This is a genomic window from Curtobacterium pomorum (assembly GCF_044497295.1).
Classification (GTDB): Bacteria; Actinomycetota; Actinomycetes; order Actinomycetales; family Microbacteriaceae; genus Curtobacterium.
The window spans coordinates 2,242,720-2,258,783 of record NZ_CP172409.1 but is presented as its reverse complement, the minus strand read 5'-3'; the positions used below and the strand labels follow the sequence as shown (position 1 = coordinate 2,258,783).

Genomic DNA, 16,064 nt, shown 5'->3' with positions numbered 1-16,064 from the left:
CCGGTGACTGCAGCTGCTCTGCGCCTCTTCACGTCCGAGTCGGTGACCGAGGGGCACCCCGACAAGATCTGCGACCAGATCTCGGACAGCATCCTCGACGCCCTGCTCACGGTGGACCCGAACGCTCGGGTCGCCGTCGAGACGATGGTGACGACCGGCCTCGTGCACGTCGCGGGCGAGGTCACGACCTCGGGCTACGTCGAGATCCCCAAGCTCGTCCGTGACGTCATCACGGGCATCGGCTACAACTCGTCGGACGTCTCCTTCGACGGCGCCACGTGCGGCGTCGAGGTGTCGATCGGCGCGCAGTCGCCGGACATCGCGCAGGGCGTCGACGAGTCGCTCGACTCCCGCACCGGCGCCGTCGACCCGCTCGACCGCCAGGGCGCCGGGGACCAGGGCATCATGTTCGGCTTCGCGACGAACGAGACCCCCGAGTACATGCCGGTCGCGATCTGGCTGGCGCACCGCCTGGCCGAGCGGCTGGCCGCCGTCCGCAAGTCCGGCGAGCTGTCGTTCCTGCGCCCGGACGGCAAGACGCAGGTCACCGTCGGGTACGACGGCGTCGTGCCGAAGACCGTCGAGACCGTCGTGCTCTCCACGCAGCACTCGCCGAGCGTCACGCTCGACGAGCTCACCGCGGCGATCACCGAGCACGTGATCCGTCCGGTGCTCGACCTCGTCGACCTCGACTCGTCGCACGTCGACGTCATCGTGAACCCGACCGGTCGCTTCGAGATCGGCGGCCCGCAGGGCGATGCCGGACTCACCGGCCGCAAGGTCATCGTCGACACCTACGGCGGGGCCTCCCGTCACGGCGGCGGCGCGTTCAGCGGCAAGGACCCGTCGAAGGTCGACCGTTCTGCGGCGTACGCCCTCCGCTGGGTCGCGAAGAACGCGGTCGCCGCGGGGCTCGCCGACCGGCTCGAGGTGCAGGTCGCCTACGCGATCGGCCGCGCCAAGCCCGTCGGGCTCTACGTCGAGACGTTCGGCACCGGGCACGTCGACGACGCCACGATCGAAGCCGCGATCCGCCAGGTCTTCGACCTGCGTCCGGCCGCGATCATCCGCGACCTCGACCTGCTCCGTCCGATCTACGCGCAGACCGCGACCTACGGGCACTTCGGCCGCGAACTGCCCGGGTTCACCTGGGAGCAGCTCGACCGCGTCGAGGAGCTCCGCGCCGCCGCAGGGCTCCTGACCGCCGCCGTCTGAGGCACCGCGTGACCACCGTCGCGCGCGTCGTCCTCGACTCGCCGCTCCCGCAGTTGGACCGTCTGTTCGACTACCGGGTGCCGGCCGAGCTCGAGGACGACTGCGTGCCGGGGGTCCGCGTGAAGGTCCCGCTCCGGACCGGGGCCCGGATGTCCGACGGCTACGTCGTCGAGATCGTCGACGAGGGCGACTACCCGGGTGAGCTCAGCGCGATCGAGACCCTGGTCTCACCCGTGCCGGTCCTCGCGCCGGAGATCTGGAAGCTCGCCCGCGCCGTGGCCGACCGCGCCGCCGGTGTGGCGTCCGACGTCCTCCGCCTGGCCGTGCCGACGCGGCAGGTCCGGGCCGAGAAGGCCTGGCTCGCGCGCGACCCGTCGTGGTCGCCGCCGCCGGTGTCCGCTCCGCCGGTGACCGGCTACGCCGAGGGCATGCTCGAAGGGGTGATCGCGGAGCACGACCGCGCTGCGGTGGCCGCCGTGCCGCACCCGGTGGCGCTGCCCGGGCCCGCCGGCGACGGGGGCGACGGCGATGGCGATGGTGATGGCGCCGCGGATCCCGTCTGGGTCCCCGGGTGGGCCGCGACGCTCGCCCAGGCGGCCGCCCACACCCTCGCGGCCGAGCAGTCCGCCGTCATCGCCGTCCCGGACTTCCGCGACGTCATCGACCTCGAGCGCGCCCTGCTCGCGGTGCTGCCACCGGAACGCGTCGTGCGCTTCGACGCCAAGCAGACGAACGGGCAACGGGCGAAGGCCCTGCTGCAGGCGCGCACGCACCCCGTCGTCGCCATCGGCAACCGCACGGCGGTGTACGCGCCGGCCACTGACCTCGGGCTCATCGCGATGTGGGACGACGGCGACGCCTCGTTCATCGAGCAGCGTGCGCCGTACGTGCACACGCGCGACGTCGCGCTGGTGCGTGCTGCGCAGTCCGGTGCCGCTCTGCTGTTCGTCTCGCACGCCCGCAGCACCGACGTGCAGCGCCTCGTCGAACTCCACTGGCTGCAGGACGTCACGCCGTTCCGGGTGAAGACCCCGAAGGTCATCCCGACCGTGCAGCAGACCTCGGCAGAGGGGTACGCCGCACAGGCACGCATCCCGAGCTCTGCGTGGCGTGCGGCGCGCGAGGCCAGCCAGCACGGCCCGGTGCTCGTGCAGGTCGCGAGCCCCGGGTTCGGCACCGGACTCGTCTGCGCCGAGTGCGGCGAACGGGCGCACTGCCGGATCTGCGGCGGCCCGCTCGGCAGTCCGCACCGCGGTGCGACCCCGCAGTGCCGCTTCTGCGGTGCGCTCGCGGTCGGCTTCCGCTGCCCGACGTGCGGCAACGGCACCGTGAAGCCCGTGGGGCAGGGCGCCCAACGCACCGCGGACGAACTCGGGCGGGCGTTCCCCGGTACCCGGATCGTGGTGGCCGACGGCTCACGCCCGCTCGACGAGGTGCCCGCGAGACCGTCCGTCGTCGTCGCGACCCGTGGTGCCGAGCCGAGCGTGCCCGGTGGGTACGCGTGCGTGCTGCTGCTCGACGGCGAGAAGATGCTCGCGCGTGAAGGGCTCCGCGTGCAGGAGGACGTGCTCCGGTTCTGGACCAACGCCGCCGCGAAGGGCGCTCCCGGGGCCGAGGCCTACCTGGTCGGCATCGGCGGCAAGCTCGCGACCGCGATGGCCCTGTGGCGGCTCGACGGCCCCGCGCACGACGAACTCACCGACCGCCGCGAGCTGCACTTCCCGCCGGCGGTCCGCGTCGCGACGATGACCGGCACCGACGAGGCCGTGACCGCCGCGGTCGAGGCCCTCGAGGGGGCGACCGCCGGTCCGGTCCTCGGCCCGGTCCCGGTGGAGGACGACGCCCTGCCCGGCACGGTCCGGGCGATCGTGCGGTTCCCGTACGCCCACGGCGCCGAGGTCGCGGCGACCCTGAAGGCCGAGGTGATCCGGCGCTCGTCGACCCGCCGGGTGCTCAAGGGTGGCAACCGGCGTCGGGCGGCACCGACGCTGCGGGTCCGGCTCGACGACGCCGAACCGTTCAGCGAGGTCTGACCCACCAGCTGCCGACGTCGGACGACATCCTCGACGTCGTACGACGACGAGGATGTCGTTTCGGGTCGATGACCGACCGCGGGTCAGGCGCCGACCGGACGAGGACGCTCGCGCGGGAACACCACGCCGAGCGCGACCATGCCGACCGCGAGCACGAGGTGCAGCCAGTTGTCCGCCCAGTTCAGCGGCACGAAGTTCGCACCGGAGGAGTGCCCGGCCGTGAAGAGCCCGTAGACCCAGAGCACGAAGTAGACGACCCCGCCGAGCACCAGGTACATCCTCGAACCGGTGGCGTACCCGGCGGCGAGCACCCCGACGACCCCGAACAGCAGGTGCACGATGTTGTGCAGCACCGACACCTGGAAGAGCCCGAGCAGCATCGCCATCGAGCCGTGGCCGGCGCCCCCGAGGTCGCCCGTGGTCAGCCCCGGCACGAAGCCGGCGATCCCGACGAGCAGGAACACGACGCCGACGAGCAGCGCGACCTTCTGGATGCTGGACCCTGCGAAGCGGTTGGTGGACGTGGTGACGTCGGACATGGGAACCCCTCTCGTTCTGTGCCGCAGACCGTACCCACCCGGCCGAGGCCCGGTTCGCGTCAGTCCGGCGAGCGCGCTCGTGGGAGGATCGAACCCATGCGTCTCGTCGTCGCCGGCAGCCCCGCTGCGGCCGTCCCCACCCTCCGTCGCCTGGCGGCGTCCGACCACGAGATCGCCGCGGTCCTCACGCGTCCGCCGACACCGCAGGGCCGGAAGCGCGTCCTGACGCCGACACCGGTCGCGCAGGTCGCCGCGGAGCTCGGACTGCCCGTCATCGAGGCCAGCCGCGTCGACGACGCGGTGACCGCGCGCATCGCCGACCTCGACGTCGACCTCGGCGTCATCGTCGCCTACGGGGCGTTGCTCCGACGCCCCGCGCTCGACGCCCCGCGCCTCGGCTGGGTCAACCTGCACTTCTCCGACCTGCCGGCGTACCGCGGCGCCGCGCCGGTCCAGCGGGCCGTGATGGCGGGGGACACCCGCACCGCCGCGTCGGTCTTCCAGCTCGTCGAGGCGCTCGACGCCGGTCCGGTGTACGCCGCCGACCCGTTCGACATCGACCCGGAGGCGACCTCCGGCGAGGTCCTCGCCGCCATGGCCGAGTCCGGCGCCGAGACGGTCGCCCGGGTGGTCGACGACATCGCCGCCGGCGCGGCCGTCGCGACCGAGCAGACCGGTGCGCCGACGCTCGCGCCGAAGCTCACGATCGACGACGGGCGCATCGACTTCGGTGCTCCGGCGACCGTCGTGCACGCCCGCCTGCGCGGGGTCACCCCCGAGCCCGGCGCGTACGCCCACCTCGGCGAGACCCGGGTGAAGCTGCTCCGCAGCAACCGCCTGACGGGAGGCACGGGGGACCCCGCCCCGCAGCTCGCGCCCGGTGCGCTGGCACTCCACGGCGGCCGGCTGCTGGTCGGGACCGCCGACACCCCGCTGGCGCTGCTCGAGGTGCAGCCGGCCGGCAAGAAGGCGATGGACGCCGCAGCCTGGGCCCGCGGCCTGGGTGAACTGGACGGGAAGGTCCTCGCATGAGCCAGCCGACGAACACCCGTGGCGCCCGCCGCGGCCCGCGCCCCGCGAACGCCCGACGTGTCGCGTTCGACGTGCTCCGTGCCGTCCAGGTCGACGACGCCTACGCGAACCTGCTGCTGCCGACCCGCATCCGCCGTGCCGGACTCACCGCCCGCGACGCCGCGTTCGCGACCGAGCTCACCTACGGCTCGATCCGGATGCTCGGCCGCTACGACGTCATCATCGCGCTGGCCTCCGGTCGTCGGGCCGAGAACATCGAGGCCGACGTCCTCGACGTCATGCGGCTCGGCGCCCACCAGCTGCTCGCGATGCGCACCCCGACGCACGCCGCGGTCGACGCCACGGTCGAGCTCGCGCGCGAGGTCGGTGCCCGCCGCGCAACCGGCTTCGTGAACGCCGTGATGCGCAAGATCGCGGCGCGCACCGACGCGGAGTGGGACGCGCAGATCACCGCGGGCCGTGGCGGCGACGCGCTGCTCGCCACCCGGTGGTCGCACCCGGTCTGGGTCGTCTCGGCACTGCGCGACGCCCTGGCCGCCGAACGCTCCCGCGACGAGCTCGCCGCCCTGCTCGCCGCCGACAACGCCGCGCCCCGGGTGCAGCTCGCCGCGCTGCCCGGGCTCGCCACCGACGAGGACATCGCCACCGCGACCGCGCGCACGGTGCCCGACGCAGACGAGGACGCCGATGCCGCGTTCGCCGACGCGATCGGTACGGACGACGTCCCCGCGGCCCTGGTGCCGGCCGACGACGAACCGGAGGCCGACGGCGCGACCGGCACCGTGCCTCCCGTCCGGACCGCCGACCCCGTGCCGGACGCCGACGCCCTGCCGGTCTCGCCCGTCGGGATCCGGGGCATCTCCGGTGACCCCGCGCGCGTGCCGGGCGTCGCCGCCGGTCGCCTGCGCGTGCAGGACGAAGGCTCGCAGCTCGCCGCCCTCGCGCTGAGCCGGTCGTCCGAGGTCCGCGCGGGGGAGCGCTGGCTCGACATGTGCGCCGGCCCCGGCGGCAAGGCCGCGCTGCTCGCCGCCGAGGCGCAGCAGGGCGGTGCGACCCTCGTCGCGAACGAGCTCGTGCCGGCGCGCGCCGGACTCGTGCGGAACGCGCTCGGCGTGTTCGGCGACCACGTCCGCGTCGTCGAGGGCGACGCGAGGCGCTACGGCCGTGACGGCACCGGCATGACGTTCGACCGCATCCTGCTCGACGCGCCGTGCACGGGCCTCGGCGCCCTGCGTCGTCGGCCGGAGGCGCGCTGGCGGAAGACCCCCGAGGACGTCCAGGAGCTCGCGGCACTGCAGACCGAGCTGCTCGACGCCGCGGTCCGGGTGCTCGCACCAGGTGGGACGCTCGCGTACGTGACGTGCTCGCCGCACCTGGCCGAGACGCGCGGGCAGGTCGACGCGCTGATGGGGCGGCACGGGGACGTGCTCGAGCAGCTCGAGACCGCGTCGATCGTCCGCGGGGTCGCCGCTCGCGACCCGGAGATCGCGGACGGGAACACGGCGCAGCTCTGGCCGCACCGGGTCGGGACGGACGCGATGTTCATCGCGTTGTTCCGCCGCGTGGTCTGAGCGTCGCGCCGGGCCGGGTGTCGGCCACGCGCCGGTAGGATCGTCGGGTGACGATCCGCATCTCGCCGAGCATCCTGTCCGCCGACTTCGCGAACCTCGAGCGTGAACTCCACCGCATCGAGACCGCCGACCTGGTGCACGTCGACGTGATGGACAACCACTTCGTACCGAACCTCACGCTCGGCCTGCCGATCGTCGAGCGCCTGCAGCAGGTGTCCCCGGTGCCGCTCGACGTGCACCTCATGGTGACCGACGCCGACGTCAACGCGCCGAAGTACGCCGAGACCGGTGCGTCGAGCGTCACGTTCCACTTCGAGGCAGCCGACGACCCGGTGGCGACCGCCGCCGCGATCCGGTCGAACGGCGCCCGCGCGGCCGTCGCCGTGAAGCCCGGCACCCCGATCACGCAGGTGCTGCACCACCTCGACGCCTACGACATGATCCTGCTCATGACCGTCGAGCCCGGGTTCGGCGGCCAGTCGTTCATGCCGTCCGTGATGCCGAAGCTCGCCGATGCCCGCGCGGCCGTGGACGCCTCCGGGCTCGACGTGTGGCTCGAGGTCGACGGCGGCATCTCGGTGGACACCGTGCCCGAGGCCGTGCGCAGCGGCGCCGACACGCTCGTCGCGGGGTCGGCCGTCTACGGCGGTGAGCCCGCCCAGCGCATCACCGACCTGCGCGAAGCGGCTGCCCGGGCGCGGGCATGAGCGCGCCCCGTCCGGACGGTACGTCGGAAGCGTCAGCGGAGACCGGTAGCCTGGACCGCGTGAAGACGTTCGACGACCTGTTCCAGGAGCTCACCGAGAAGGCGCGCACGCGCCCCGAGGGCTCCGGCACCGTCGCCGAACTGGATGCTGGCGTGCACCAGATCGGCAAGAAGATCGTGGAAGAAGCAGCCGAGGTCTGGATGGCGGCCGAGTACGAGGGCGACGAGCGCACCTCGGAGGAGATCTCGCAGCTCCTGTACCACCTGCAGGTCCTCATGGTCGCGAAGGGTCTGTCCCCGGCGGACATCTGGCGACATCTGTAGGACGCGCCGGGCATCGCCCGTGCACCGACCTCGATCCGTCATGCTCCCGACCAGAAAGCAGACCTCCTGATGCTCCGCATCGCCGTGCCCAACAAGGGTTCCCTGTCCGAGACCGCGTCCGACATGCTGCGCGAGGCCGGGTACGCCGGTCGGCGTGACCCGAAGGCGCTGCACCTGCTCGACGAGCGCAACGGTGTCGAGTTCTTCTTCCTCCGCCCGCGCGACATCGCGACGTACGTCGGTTCCGGTGCGCTCGACGTCGGCATCACCGGGCGCGACCTGCTGCTCGACTCCGGATCCGAGGCGCACGAGGTCGACGCGCTCGGCTTCGCGGACTCCACCTTCCGGTTCGCCGGCACGCCGGGCCGCTTCAGCACCCTGCAGGACCTCGACGGGGTCCGCGTCGCGACGAGCTACCCGGGCCTGGTGGGGGACTTCCTCACCCGCCACGGCGTGACCGCCACGCTCGTCAAGCTCGACGGCGCGGTCGAGAGCGCCGTGCGCCTCGGGGTCGCCGACGCCGTGGCCGACGTCGTGTCGACGGGCAGCACGCTGCGACAGGCCGGCCTCGAGATCTTCGGCCCGGTCATCCTCGAGTCGACGGCACTGCTGGTGTCGACCGACGAGACGATCCCCGGCATCGACGTGCTCCGTCGTCGGCTGCAGGGCGTGCTCGTCGCCCGCGGCTACGTCATGCTCGACTACGACATCCCGACCGCCCTGCTCGAGCAGGCGACGGCGGTCGCCTCCGGCATCGAGTCGCCGACGGTGTCGCCGCTGCACGGCCGCGACTGGTCCGCGGTGCGCGTGATGATCCCGCGCGACGACGCCAACCTGATCATGGACGCCCTGTACGACCTCGGCGCCCGTGCGATCCTCGTCAGCCCGATCCACGCGGCCCGACTGTGACCGCGGCAGCCACGGCGCTCGGCGGCGTGGCCGTCCGGGTCATCCCGTGCCTCGACGTCAAGGGCGGCCGGGTCGTCAAGGGCGTCAACTTCCTCGACCTGCAGGACGCCGGTGACCCCGTCGAGCTCGCCGCCCGCTACTACGAGCAGGGTGCCGACGAGCTGACCTTCCTCGACGTGGGCGCCACGGTCGAGAACCGCGCCACGATGTACGACACGGTCACCCGCACCGCCGAGCAGGTCTTCATCCCGCTCACGGTGGGCGGCGGCGTCCGCTCCGTCGACGACGTCTCCCGCCTGCAGCAGTGCGGCGCGGACAAGATCGGCGTGAACAGCGCCGCGATCGCCCGGCCCGACCTGGTCGGCGAGATCGCCGACCGCTTCGGCGCGCAGGCCGTCGTGCTGTCGCTCGACGTCAAGCGCTCCGACCGGACCGCGTCCGGCTTCGTGGTCACCACGCACGGCGGCCGCACCGAGACGGACATCGACGCGATCGCCTGGGCGCGTGACGCCGTCGAGCGCGGCGCGGGGGAGCTGCTCGTCAACTCCATCGACGCGGACGGCACGAAGAACGGGTTCGACCTCGAACTCGTGACCGCGGTGCGCTCGGTCGCGCGCGTCCCGGTCATCGCCTCGGGAGGCGCGGGTCGGGTCGAGCACTTCGCCCCCGCCGTCGACGCGGGTGCGGATGCCCTCCTCGCCGCGTCCGTCTTCCACCGTGGCGAGATGACGGTGGGCGACGTCAAGGCCGCGCTGCGCGCGACCGGCCACGCCGTCCGCTGAAGCGCCGAACCGCCGCCTTCCGCCGATCCGCCGCCGTAGGCTAGGAGTCTCATGACCGACAGCACCAGCACCGACACCGAGGCGGTCCTCGACCGCGCACGTTTCGGTGCGGATGGGCTGCTCCCCGCCATCGTGCAAGAGGAGTCGTCGAAGGACGTCCTCATGCTCGGGTACATGGACCGGGAAGCGCTCCGCCGCACCCTCACCGAGGGACGCGTGACCTTCTGGTCGCGGTCGCGGAACGAGTACTGGCGGAAGGGCGACACCTCGGGGCACGCCCAGTACGTCCGCGGTGCCGCGCTGGACTGCGACGACGACACGCTCCTCGTCACGGTGCAGCAGGTCGGGGCGGCCTGCCACACCGGTGCGCACCGGTGCTTCGACGTCGACCCGCTCGCGCCCGTGACCGCATCTGCGCCGACGGACGCGACCGCGTCTGCCCCGGCCGAGACGGCAGTGGAGGCGACCCGATGACGACCGCGACGATCTCCGACGCGCCGCACACGACCTCCCGGCCGGAGTTCGACGCCCTGCTGGGCGCCCACCGTGTCGTCCCGGTGGTGCGCGCGCTGTACGCCGACAGCGAGACGCCGGTCGGCGTCTACCGCAAGCTCGCCGACGGCCGTCCCGGGTCGTTCCTGCTCGAGTCCGCCGGCCAGGGCGGCCTCTGGTCGCGCTGGTCGTTCGTCGGCGTGCGGAGCTTCGGCGTCCTGACGCAGGAGGGCGACCGTGCCGCCTGGATCGGCACCGGCATCGACGCCGAGCGCGCCGTCGGCTCGCTCGACGGCGAACCGCTCGAGGTCCTCGCGCGCCTGCACGAGCGCTGGGCAACGCCGCGGGTGCCCGGCTCGCCGCCGCTCGTCGGCGGGACCGTCGGGTTCATCGGCTGGGAGGCCGTCCGCCAGCTGGAGCACCTGCCGAACGTGCCGCCGGCCGACTTCGACGTGCCCGGACAGGCGCTGTCGTTCGTCTCCGAGCTCGTCGCGCTCGACCACCGCACGGGGCTCGTCCTGCTCGTCGCGAGCGTGCTCAACGACGGCACCGACGACGCGGACACCCTGTGGGCCGACGCGCACCGCCGCCTCGACCGCCTGCAGGCCGACCTGGTGCAGCCGAGTGCCGCGACCGTCGCCGAGGCCTTCGAGATCGCCGAGCCGACGCCGACGCACCGCTCCACGCCGGACGAGTACATGGCCGCGGTCGAGCGCTCCAAGGAGTTCATCCGCGACGGCGACGTGTTCCAGGTCGTCGTCTCGCAGCGGTTCGACCACGAGGTGACGGCCGACCCGCTCGACGTGTACCGCGTGCTCCGGACCCTGAACCCGAGTCCCTACATGTACTTCCTCGCCCTGGCGGACACCGCCGACGAGCGCTACTGGATCGTCGGTGCTTCGCCCGAGGCGCTGGTGAAGGTGCAGTCCGGCCGCGCCATCACGCACCCGATCGCCGGGTCGCGCCCGCGCGGTGCGACCCCGGAGGAGGACGTCCGGTTCGGCGACGACCTGCTCGACGACCCGAAGGAGCGCGCCGAGCACCTGATGCTCGTCGACCTGGCCCGCAACGACCTGCAGAAGGTCTGCGAGCCCGGCAGCGTCGCGGTCACCGAGTTCATGACGGTCGAGCGGTTCAGCCACATCATGCACCTGGTGTCGAGCGTCGAGGGTGCGGTGCGGCCGGGGATGACCGCCATCGACGTGTTCCGGGCGACGTTCCCGGCGGGCACGCTGTCGGGCGCGCCGAAGCCCCGCGCGCTGGAGATCATCGACGAGCTCGAACCGGCGAAGCGCGGTGCCTACGCCGGGGTCGTCGGGTACTTCGACTTCGCCGGCGACGCGGACATCGCGATCGCGATCCGGACTGCCCTCATCAAGGACGGCGTGGCCCGCGTGCAGGCGGGCGCCGGCCTGGTGGCCGACTCCGACCCCGCGACCGAGCACGAGGAGACCATCAACAAGGCGGCCGCACCGCTGCGGGCCGTGGCCACGGCGAACCGGATGCGCGAGGTGCGCTCGTGAAGCGCTCGCGCCCGATCGTCGTCGTCGCCGGGCTGCTCGTCGCCGGCGTCATCATGCTCTCGTGGACGCAGACCTGGTTCACGGTGGACCTGCACGCCGGTGCTGCGGTCACCTCGACGGTCGACGCCGACGGAGCCGCGGTGGTGCCGCAGTACACCGCCCTGGCGATCGCGAGCCTGGCGCTGTTCCTCGCGATGACGATCGCGGGCCGGGTCCTGCGCGTCGTGCTCGCGTGCGTCGAGATCCTGCTCGGCGTCGGCGTCGTGGTCAGCGGCATCACCTCCCTCAGCGACCCGATCGCCGCCGCGAAGGGTGCGGTCGGCGAGGTGGCCGGGGTCAGCGACCTGGCCGCCGTGCGCCGTGTCGTGTCCGGAGTGGACGTGTCGCTCTGGCCGGCCGTCGGGATCGCGGGTGGCGTGCTCGCCGTGCTGCTCGGCATCGTCGTCATCGTGGTGCAGCGCTCCTGGCCCGGACCGAGCCGGAAGTACGGCGCGGCCACGGCCGGCGCTGCGGCCGACGCCCGCGCGAAGGCACCGGTCGAGCGTGACGCCGTCGTGGACTGGGACGACCTCAGTGCTGGGGTCGACCCGACCGCCGGCACGGTAGGATCGGATGGGCGTCGGTCGACCGACGACGCCGGAGCAGAACGAGGAGCACCGTGAGCAACACTGAGCCCGCAGAACTCGGCGAAGGCCACTCGCCGGCCGCCTGGACCGCCGTCGTGATCATGCTGATCGGATTCGCGGCAGGCACGCTGTTCTTCTGGTTCGACCAGGCGTGGGGCGTCTGGGCCTCTGCCGCGGTCGTCGTCATCGGGCTGGTCATCGGCGCGGTCATGGCGAAGGCGGGCTACGGCGTCAACGGTCCGAAGTACGTCGCCAAGCACCACGCCGAGTAGGACTCGCATGCCGAACGTGCTCGAGACCCTCGTCGCGGGCGCGCTCGAGGACGCCGCCGCCCGTCGTGTCGACCGTCCCTACTCGGACGTCGAACGCGACCTCGACCGGGTGGCGTCGCCGCTCGACGCCCTCGCGTTCCTCGCCCCCGGCGACCGGGTGAAGATCCTCGCCGAGGTCAAACGCGCCAGCCCGTCCCGCGGCTCGATGGCCCCGATCGAGGACCCGGCCGCACTCGCTGCCGACTACGAGCGCGGCGGCGCGTCGACGATCAGCGTCCTGACCGAGGGGCGCAAGTTCCTCGGCAGCCTCGCCGACCTCGAAGCCGTCAAGGCCCGTGTCGGCGTCCCCGTCCTGCGCAAGGACTTCATCGCCGACCCGTACCAGGTCGTCGAGGCACGGGCTGCCGGCGCCGACGTGGTGCTGCTCATCGTGGCAGCACTCGAGCAGCAGCAGCTGGTCGAGCTCCACACGCTGGCGGAAGAGCTCGGCATGCGCGTGCTGGTCGAGGCGCACTCCGCCGACGAGGTCTCCCGTGGCCTCGACGCCGGCGCGCGGATCCTCGGCGTCAACGCGCGCGACCTCACCGACTTCTCGCTCGACCGCGACCTGTTCGGGTCCCTCGCCGACCGCATCCCCGACGGGGTCGTGCGCGTCGCGGAGTCGGCCGTGGCGGGTCCCGACGACGTCGCCCACTACCGCGCCGCGGGTGCCGACGTCGTCCTCGTCGGGGAAGCGCTCGTCACCGGTGCCGACCCCGCCACCACCCTCGCGTCGTTCATCGAGGCCGCCGACCGCGGCTGAACGTTCCACCCGTCCGACCACCGGCCCAGCCCGGTGCGTCGGACTCGTCCCGGGAAGACCCATCGTGACCTCACTCCGCGACCTGCACGGCCCCTACTTCGGTGACTTCGGGGGACGCTTCGTCCCCGAGTCGCTCGTCCTCGCGCTCGACGAGCTCGAGGCAGCCTTCCGCACGGCCTGGGCCGACCCGGCGTTCCGTGCGGAACTCGACGAGCTCCAGCGCGACTACACCGGGCGTCCGTCGATCATCACCGAGGTGCCGCGGTTCGCGAAGCACGCCGGCGGTGCCCGGGTGATCCTCAAGCGCGAGGACCTCAACCACACCGGTTCGCACAAGATCAACAACGTGCTCGGCCAGGCGCTCGTTGCCCGACGGCTCGGCAAGACCCGCCTCATCGCGGAGACCGGTGCCGGCCAGCACGGCGTGGCCACCGCGACCGCCGCGGCGCTGTTCGGCATGGACTGCGTCGTGTACATGGGCGCCGTGGACACCGAGCGCCAGGCGCTCAACGTCGCCAGGATGCGGTTGCTCGGTGCCGAGGTGATCCCGGTCGAGACCGGATCGCGCACCCTCAAGGACGCCATCAACGAGGCACTCCGCGACTGGGTGGCGAACGTCGACTCGACCCACTACCTGCTCGGCACGGTCGCCGGCCCGCACCCGTTCCCGGAGATGGTGCGCGAGTTCCACAAGGTGATCGGCGAAGAGGCCCGCCAGCAGGTCCTCGACCGCGTCGGCCGTCTGCCGGACGCCGTCGCCGCGTGCGTCGGTGGCGGCTCGAACGCGATGGGCATCTTCGAGGCGTTCCTCGACGACGAGTCCGTCGCGCTGCACGGCTTCGAGGCCGGCGGCGACGGCGTCGAGACCGGTCGGCACGCCGCGAGCATCACCCTCGGACGCGAAGGCGTCCTGCAGGGTGCGAAGTCGTACCTCATGCAGGACGAGGACGGCCAGACCATCGAGAGCCACAGCATCTCCGCCGGGCTCGACTACCCGAGCGTCGGGCCGGAGCACGCCTACCTGGCGTCGATCGGCCGTGCGAAGTACGCGCCGATCACCGACACCGAGGCGATGGAGGCGTTCCGTCTGCTCAGCCAGACCGAGGGCATCATCCCTGCGATCGAGTCGTCGCACGCCCTGGCGGGTGCGATCAAGCTCGGCAAGGAGCTCGGCCCCGAGGGCGTCGTGCTCGTGAACCTGTCCGGCCGTGGTGACAAGGACGTCGCGTCCGCCAGTCGCTACTTCGGCATCCTCGACGAGAACGCGGTGCAGCTGTGACCACGAACCAGACCGTCGCCACGACGATCGACACCGCCAACGCCGAGCGTGCCGGTGCCGTCGTCGGCTACCTGCCCGCCGGCTACCCCGACGTGCAGACCAGTGTCGACGCCGCCGTCGCCCTCGCCGAGAACGGCGTGGACGTCATCGAGTTCGGCCTGCCGTACTCCGATCCCGTCATGGACGGCCCCGTCATCCAGCGTGCGGCGGAGGAGAGCCTGGCGAACGGCTTCCGGGTCGCGCAGGTCTTCGACGCCGTGCACCAGATCACCGAGCGCGCGGACGTGCCGGTGCTCGTGATGACGTACTGGAACCCGGTGCTCCGCTACGGCGTGGACCGGTTCGCCGACGACCTCGTCGCCGCGGGTGCCGCAGGCCTCATCACGCCCGACCTGATCCCCGACGAAGCCACCGAGTGGATGTCGTCGTCGGAGCGGACCGGACTCGACCGTGTCTTCCTCGCGGCACCGTCCTCCTCCGACGCCCGGATGCAGCAGGCGGTGGCGGCGAGCCGCGGCTTCGTCTACGCCGTGTCGACGATGGGCGTCACCGGAGCGCGTGCCGGCGTCGACGTCGCTGCGCGCACCGTGGTCTCCCGACTCCGCGACGCCGGCGTCGCACGCACCTGCGTCGGGCTCGGCATCTCGACCGCCGAGCAGGTCGCCGAGGTGCTCGAGTACGCGGACGGTGCGATCGTCGGCTCGGCGTTCGTCCGGGCCCTGGCCGACCTCGGCGTGCAGGGGGTCGCCGACCGCGCCGCCGACCTCACCACCGGCGCCCGCCGCTCCTAGTCCAGTTCCTGGCGGGCCCACGACCCGCGCTACAGTGAGCGGGGCCGACGACACGTCGACACCGCGCCCCGTCAGTTCCGAAAGGCGACCGTTCCTCCATGCCCCTCCTGAGCATCCCGAGCCCGAGCACCGCCTGGCAGTACTTCGACCTGACCGCCTGGCTGCGCGACGCGTTCGGTTGGTCGCTGCCGCTCGACTTCCGCATCCACGCCTACGCGATCTGCATCCTGCTCGGGATCGTCGCCGCGGTGCTGCTCGCCAACCACCGCCTCAACGCACGCGGGGTGGAGCGCTGGATCATCATCGACATCGCGATCTGGGCGGTGCCCGCCGGGATCATCGGTGGTCGGCTCTTCCACGTGTTCACGCACGTGTCCGACTACTTCGGCCCCGGCATCGACCCGCTGTCGTTCCTGTACATCTGGGAGGGCGGGCTCGCCATCTTCGGCGCCCTGATCCTCGGTTCCGTCGGTGCGTGGATCGGCTGCCGACAGGTCGGTCTGCGGTTCACGTCCTTCATCGACGCGGTCGTGCCCGGGGTGCTGCTGGCGCAGGCGTTCGGCCGGCTCGGCAACTACTTCAACCACGAGCTCTTCGGCATGCCGACCAGCCTGCCCTGGGGCCTGCAGATCGAGTCGACGAACGCCGCGTTCCCGAAGGGCCTGCCCGAGGGCACGCTGTTCCACCCGACGTTCCTGTACGAGATCATCTGGAACGTCCTGGGCGTCGTCGTCATCCTGCTGCTCGACCGCAAGTTCACGCTGCAGTGGGGCAAGGTCCTCGCCCTGTACCTGATCTGGTACGGGGTCGGCCGGTCGTTCCTCGAGTCGATCCGCGTCGACACCAGCGAGACGTTCGCGGGCATCCGCACGAACGTCTGGATGTCCTTCGCCGCCATCCTGCTCGGCATCGTCATCTTCATCGTGCAGACCCGACGGCACACCGGCAAGGAGCCGAGCCCGTACCTGCCCGGTCGCGAGCCGCGTCCGAAGTCCGATGTAGACTCCGACGACACCTTCTCGGAGCACGAGGGCGACGACGACGACCTCGTGGTCCAGGGCTCCGGAGCGGTCACGACTCCCACTGACCGCGCCTAGGAGCACCCTCCCCGCCACAAGCGGGGCACGGGCACCAGTCCCGCCCCGTCCGGGCGGAACGCACCACCGGG

At 72.4% G+C, this 16,064-nt stretch carries 17 protein-coding genes; 16 read left to right on the top strand and 1 reads right to left on the bottom strand.

Annotated features, from left to right (window positions below; translation table 11 throughout):
* The first annotated feature begins 3 nt into the window (after positions 1-3).
* Positions 4-1,215 carry a methionine adenosyltransferase gene (gene metK / locus ACGH48_RS10810; protein ID WP_340197629.1) on the top strand — a complete coding sequence of 404 codons (1,212 nt, stop codon included), beginning with the start codon at positions 4-6 and terminating at the stop codon, positions 1,213-1,215.
* Positions 1,216-1,223: 8 nt separating this feature from the next.
* On the top strand, positions 1,224-3,248 hold the full coding sequence (locus ACGH48_RS10805) for a primosomal protein N' (protein WP_340197630.1): 2,025 nt from the start codon (positions 1,224-1,226) through the stop codon (positions 3,246-3,248).
* Positions 3,249-3,331: 83 nt separating this feature from the next.
* On the opposite strand, the gene ACGH48_RS10800 is transcribed toward ACGH48_RS10805, so the two are convergent.
* Positions 3,332-3,787, bottom strand: coding sequence for a DUF4383 domain-containing protein (locus ACGH48_RS10800; protein WP_123312459.1), 456 nt, complete (start codon positions 3,785-3,787; stop codon positions 3,332-3,334).
* A 96-nt stretch (positions 3,788-3,883) separates the two neighbouring features.
* Between ACGH48_RS10800 and ACGH48_RS10795 the strand changes: the two genes are divergently transcribed.
* From ACGH48_RS10795 to lgt, 14 genes are all read left to right on the top strand, one after another.
* A complete protein-coding gene (locus ACGH48_RS10795) occupies positions 3,884-4,819 on the top strand; it encodes a methionyl-tRNA formyltransferase (RefSeq protein WP_396288561.1) in 936 nt (311 codons plus the stop codon).
* Positions 4,816-6,390 (top strand): RsmB/NOP family class I SAM-dependent RNA methyltransferase, encoded by a 1,575-nt coding sequence (locus ACGH48_RS10790; protein WP_396288559.1) that lies wholly within the window; start codon positions 4,816-4,818, stop codon positions 6,388-6,390. The genes ACGH48_RS10795 and ACGH48_RS10790 overlap by 4 nt, the downstream gene beginning before the upstream one ends.
* 47 nt (positions 6,391-6,437) lie before the next feature.
* Complete coding sequence (gene rpe, locus ACGH48_RS10785; RefSeq protein WP_123312466.1) at positions 6,438-7,097, top strand: ribulose-phosphate 3-epimerase; 660 nt, start codon at positions 6,438-6,440, stop codon at positions 7,095-7,097.
* A 59-nt stretch (positions 7,098-7,156) separates the two neighbouring features.
* Complete coding sequence (locus ACGH48_RS10780) at positions 7,157-7,420, top strand: phosphoribosyl-ATP diphosphatase (protein WP_123313091.1); 264 nt, start codon at positions 7,157-7,159, stop codon at positions 7,418-7,420.
* A gap of 69 nt (positions 7,421-7,489) precedes the next feature.
* Positions 7,490-8,329, top strand: coding sequence for an ATP phosphoribosyltransferase (hisG, locus tag ACGH48_RS10775; protein WP_123312468.1), 840 nt, complete (start codon positions 7,490-7,492; stop codon positions 8,327-8,329).
* Positions 8,326-9,111, top strand: coding sequence for an imidazole glycerol phosphate synthase subunit HisF (gene hisF, locus ACGH48_RS10770; RefSeq protein ID WP_260233020.1), 786 nt, complete (start codon positions 8,326-8,328; stop codon positions 9,109-9,111). The genes hisG and hisF overlap by 4 nt, the downstream gene beginning before the upstream one ends.
* A gap of 51 nt (positions 9,112-9,162) precedes the next feature.
* Positions 9,163-9,585, top strand: a complete 423-nt coding sequence (hisI, locus tag ACGH48_RS10765) for a phosphoribosyl-AMP cyclohydrolase (RefSeq protein WP_123312469.1) — start codon at positions 9,163-9,165, stop codon at positions 9,583-9,585.
* Positions 9,582-11,126, top strand: coding sequence for an anthranilate synthase component I (locus tag ACGH48_RS10760; protein WP_396288556.1), 1,545 nt, complete (start codon positions 9,582-9,584; stop codon positions 11,124-11,126). The genes hisI and ACGH48_RS10760 overlap by 4 nt, the downstream gene beginning before the upstream one ends.
* Positions 11,123-11,788: a Trp biosynthesis-associated membrane protein gene (locus ACGH48_RS10755; protein ID WP_396288554.1), complete on the top strand. Its 666-nt coding sequence runs from the start codon at positions 11,123-11,125 to the stop codon at positions 11,786-11,788. The genes ACGH48_RS10760 and ACGH48_RS10755 overlap by 4 nt, the downstream gene beginning before the upstream one ends.
* Entirely contained in the window at positions 11,785-12,024 is a 240-nt protein-coding gene (locus tag ACGH48_RS10750) for an HGxxPAAW family protein (RefSeq protein ID WP_185021341.1), read from the top strand. The genes ACGH48_RS10755 and ACGH48_RS10750 overlap by 4 nt, the downstream gene beginning before the upstream one ends.
* 16 nt (positions 12,025-12,040) lie before the next feature.
* The gene (gene trpC, locus ACGH48_RS10745; protein WP_123313093.1) at positions 12,041-12,826 is read left to right on the top strand and encodes an indole-3-glycerol phosphate synthase TrpC; all 786 of its coding nucleotides are present in this window, start codon (positions 12,041-12,043) and stop codon (positions 12,824-12,826) included.
* A 64-nt stretch (positions 12,827-12,890) separates the two neighbouring features.
* A complete protein-coding gene (gene trpB, locus ACGH48_RS10740) occupies positions 12,891-14,105 on the top strand; it encodes a tryptophan synthase subunit beta (protein WP_123312475.1) in 1,215 nt (404 codons plus the stop codon).
* Complete coding sequence (gene trpA / locus ACGH48_RS10735; RefSeq protein WP_396288552.1) at positions 14,102-14,896, top strand: tryptophan synthase subunit alpha; 795 nt, start codon at positions 14,102-14,104, stop codon at positions 14,894-14,896. The genes trpB and trpA overlap by 4 nt, the downstream gene beginning before the upstream one ends.
* Positions 14,897-14,994: 98 nt before the next feature.
* Complete coding sequence (gene lgt, locus ACGH48_RS10730; protein WP_396288550.1) at positions 14,995-15,993, top strand: prolipoprotein diacylglyceryl transferase; 999 nt, start codon at positions 14,995-14,997, stop codon at positions 15,991-15,993.
* The last annotated feature ends 71 nt before the right edge of the window (positions 15,994-16,064 follow it).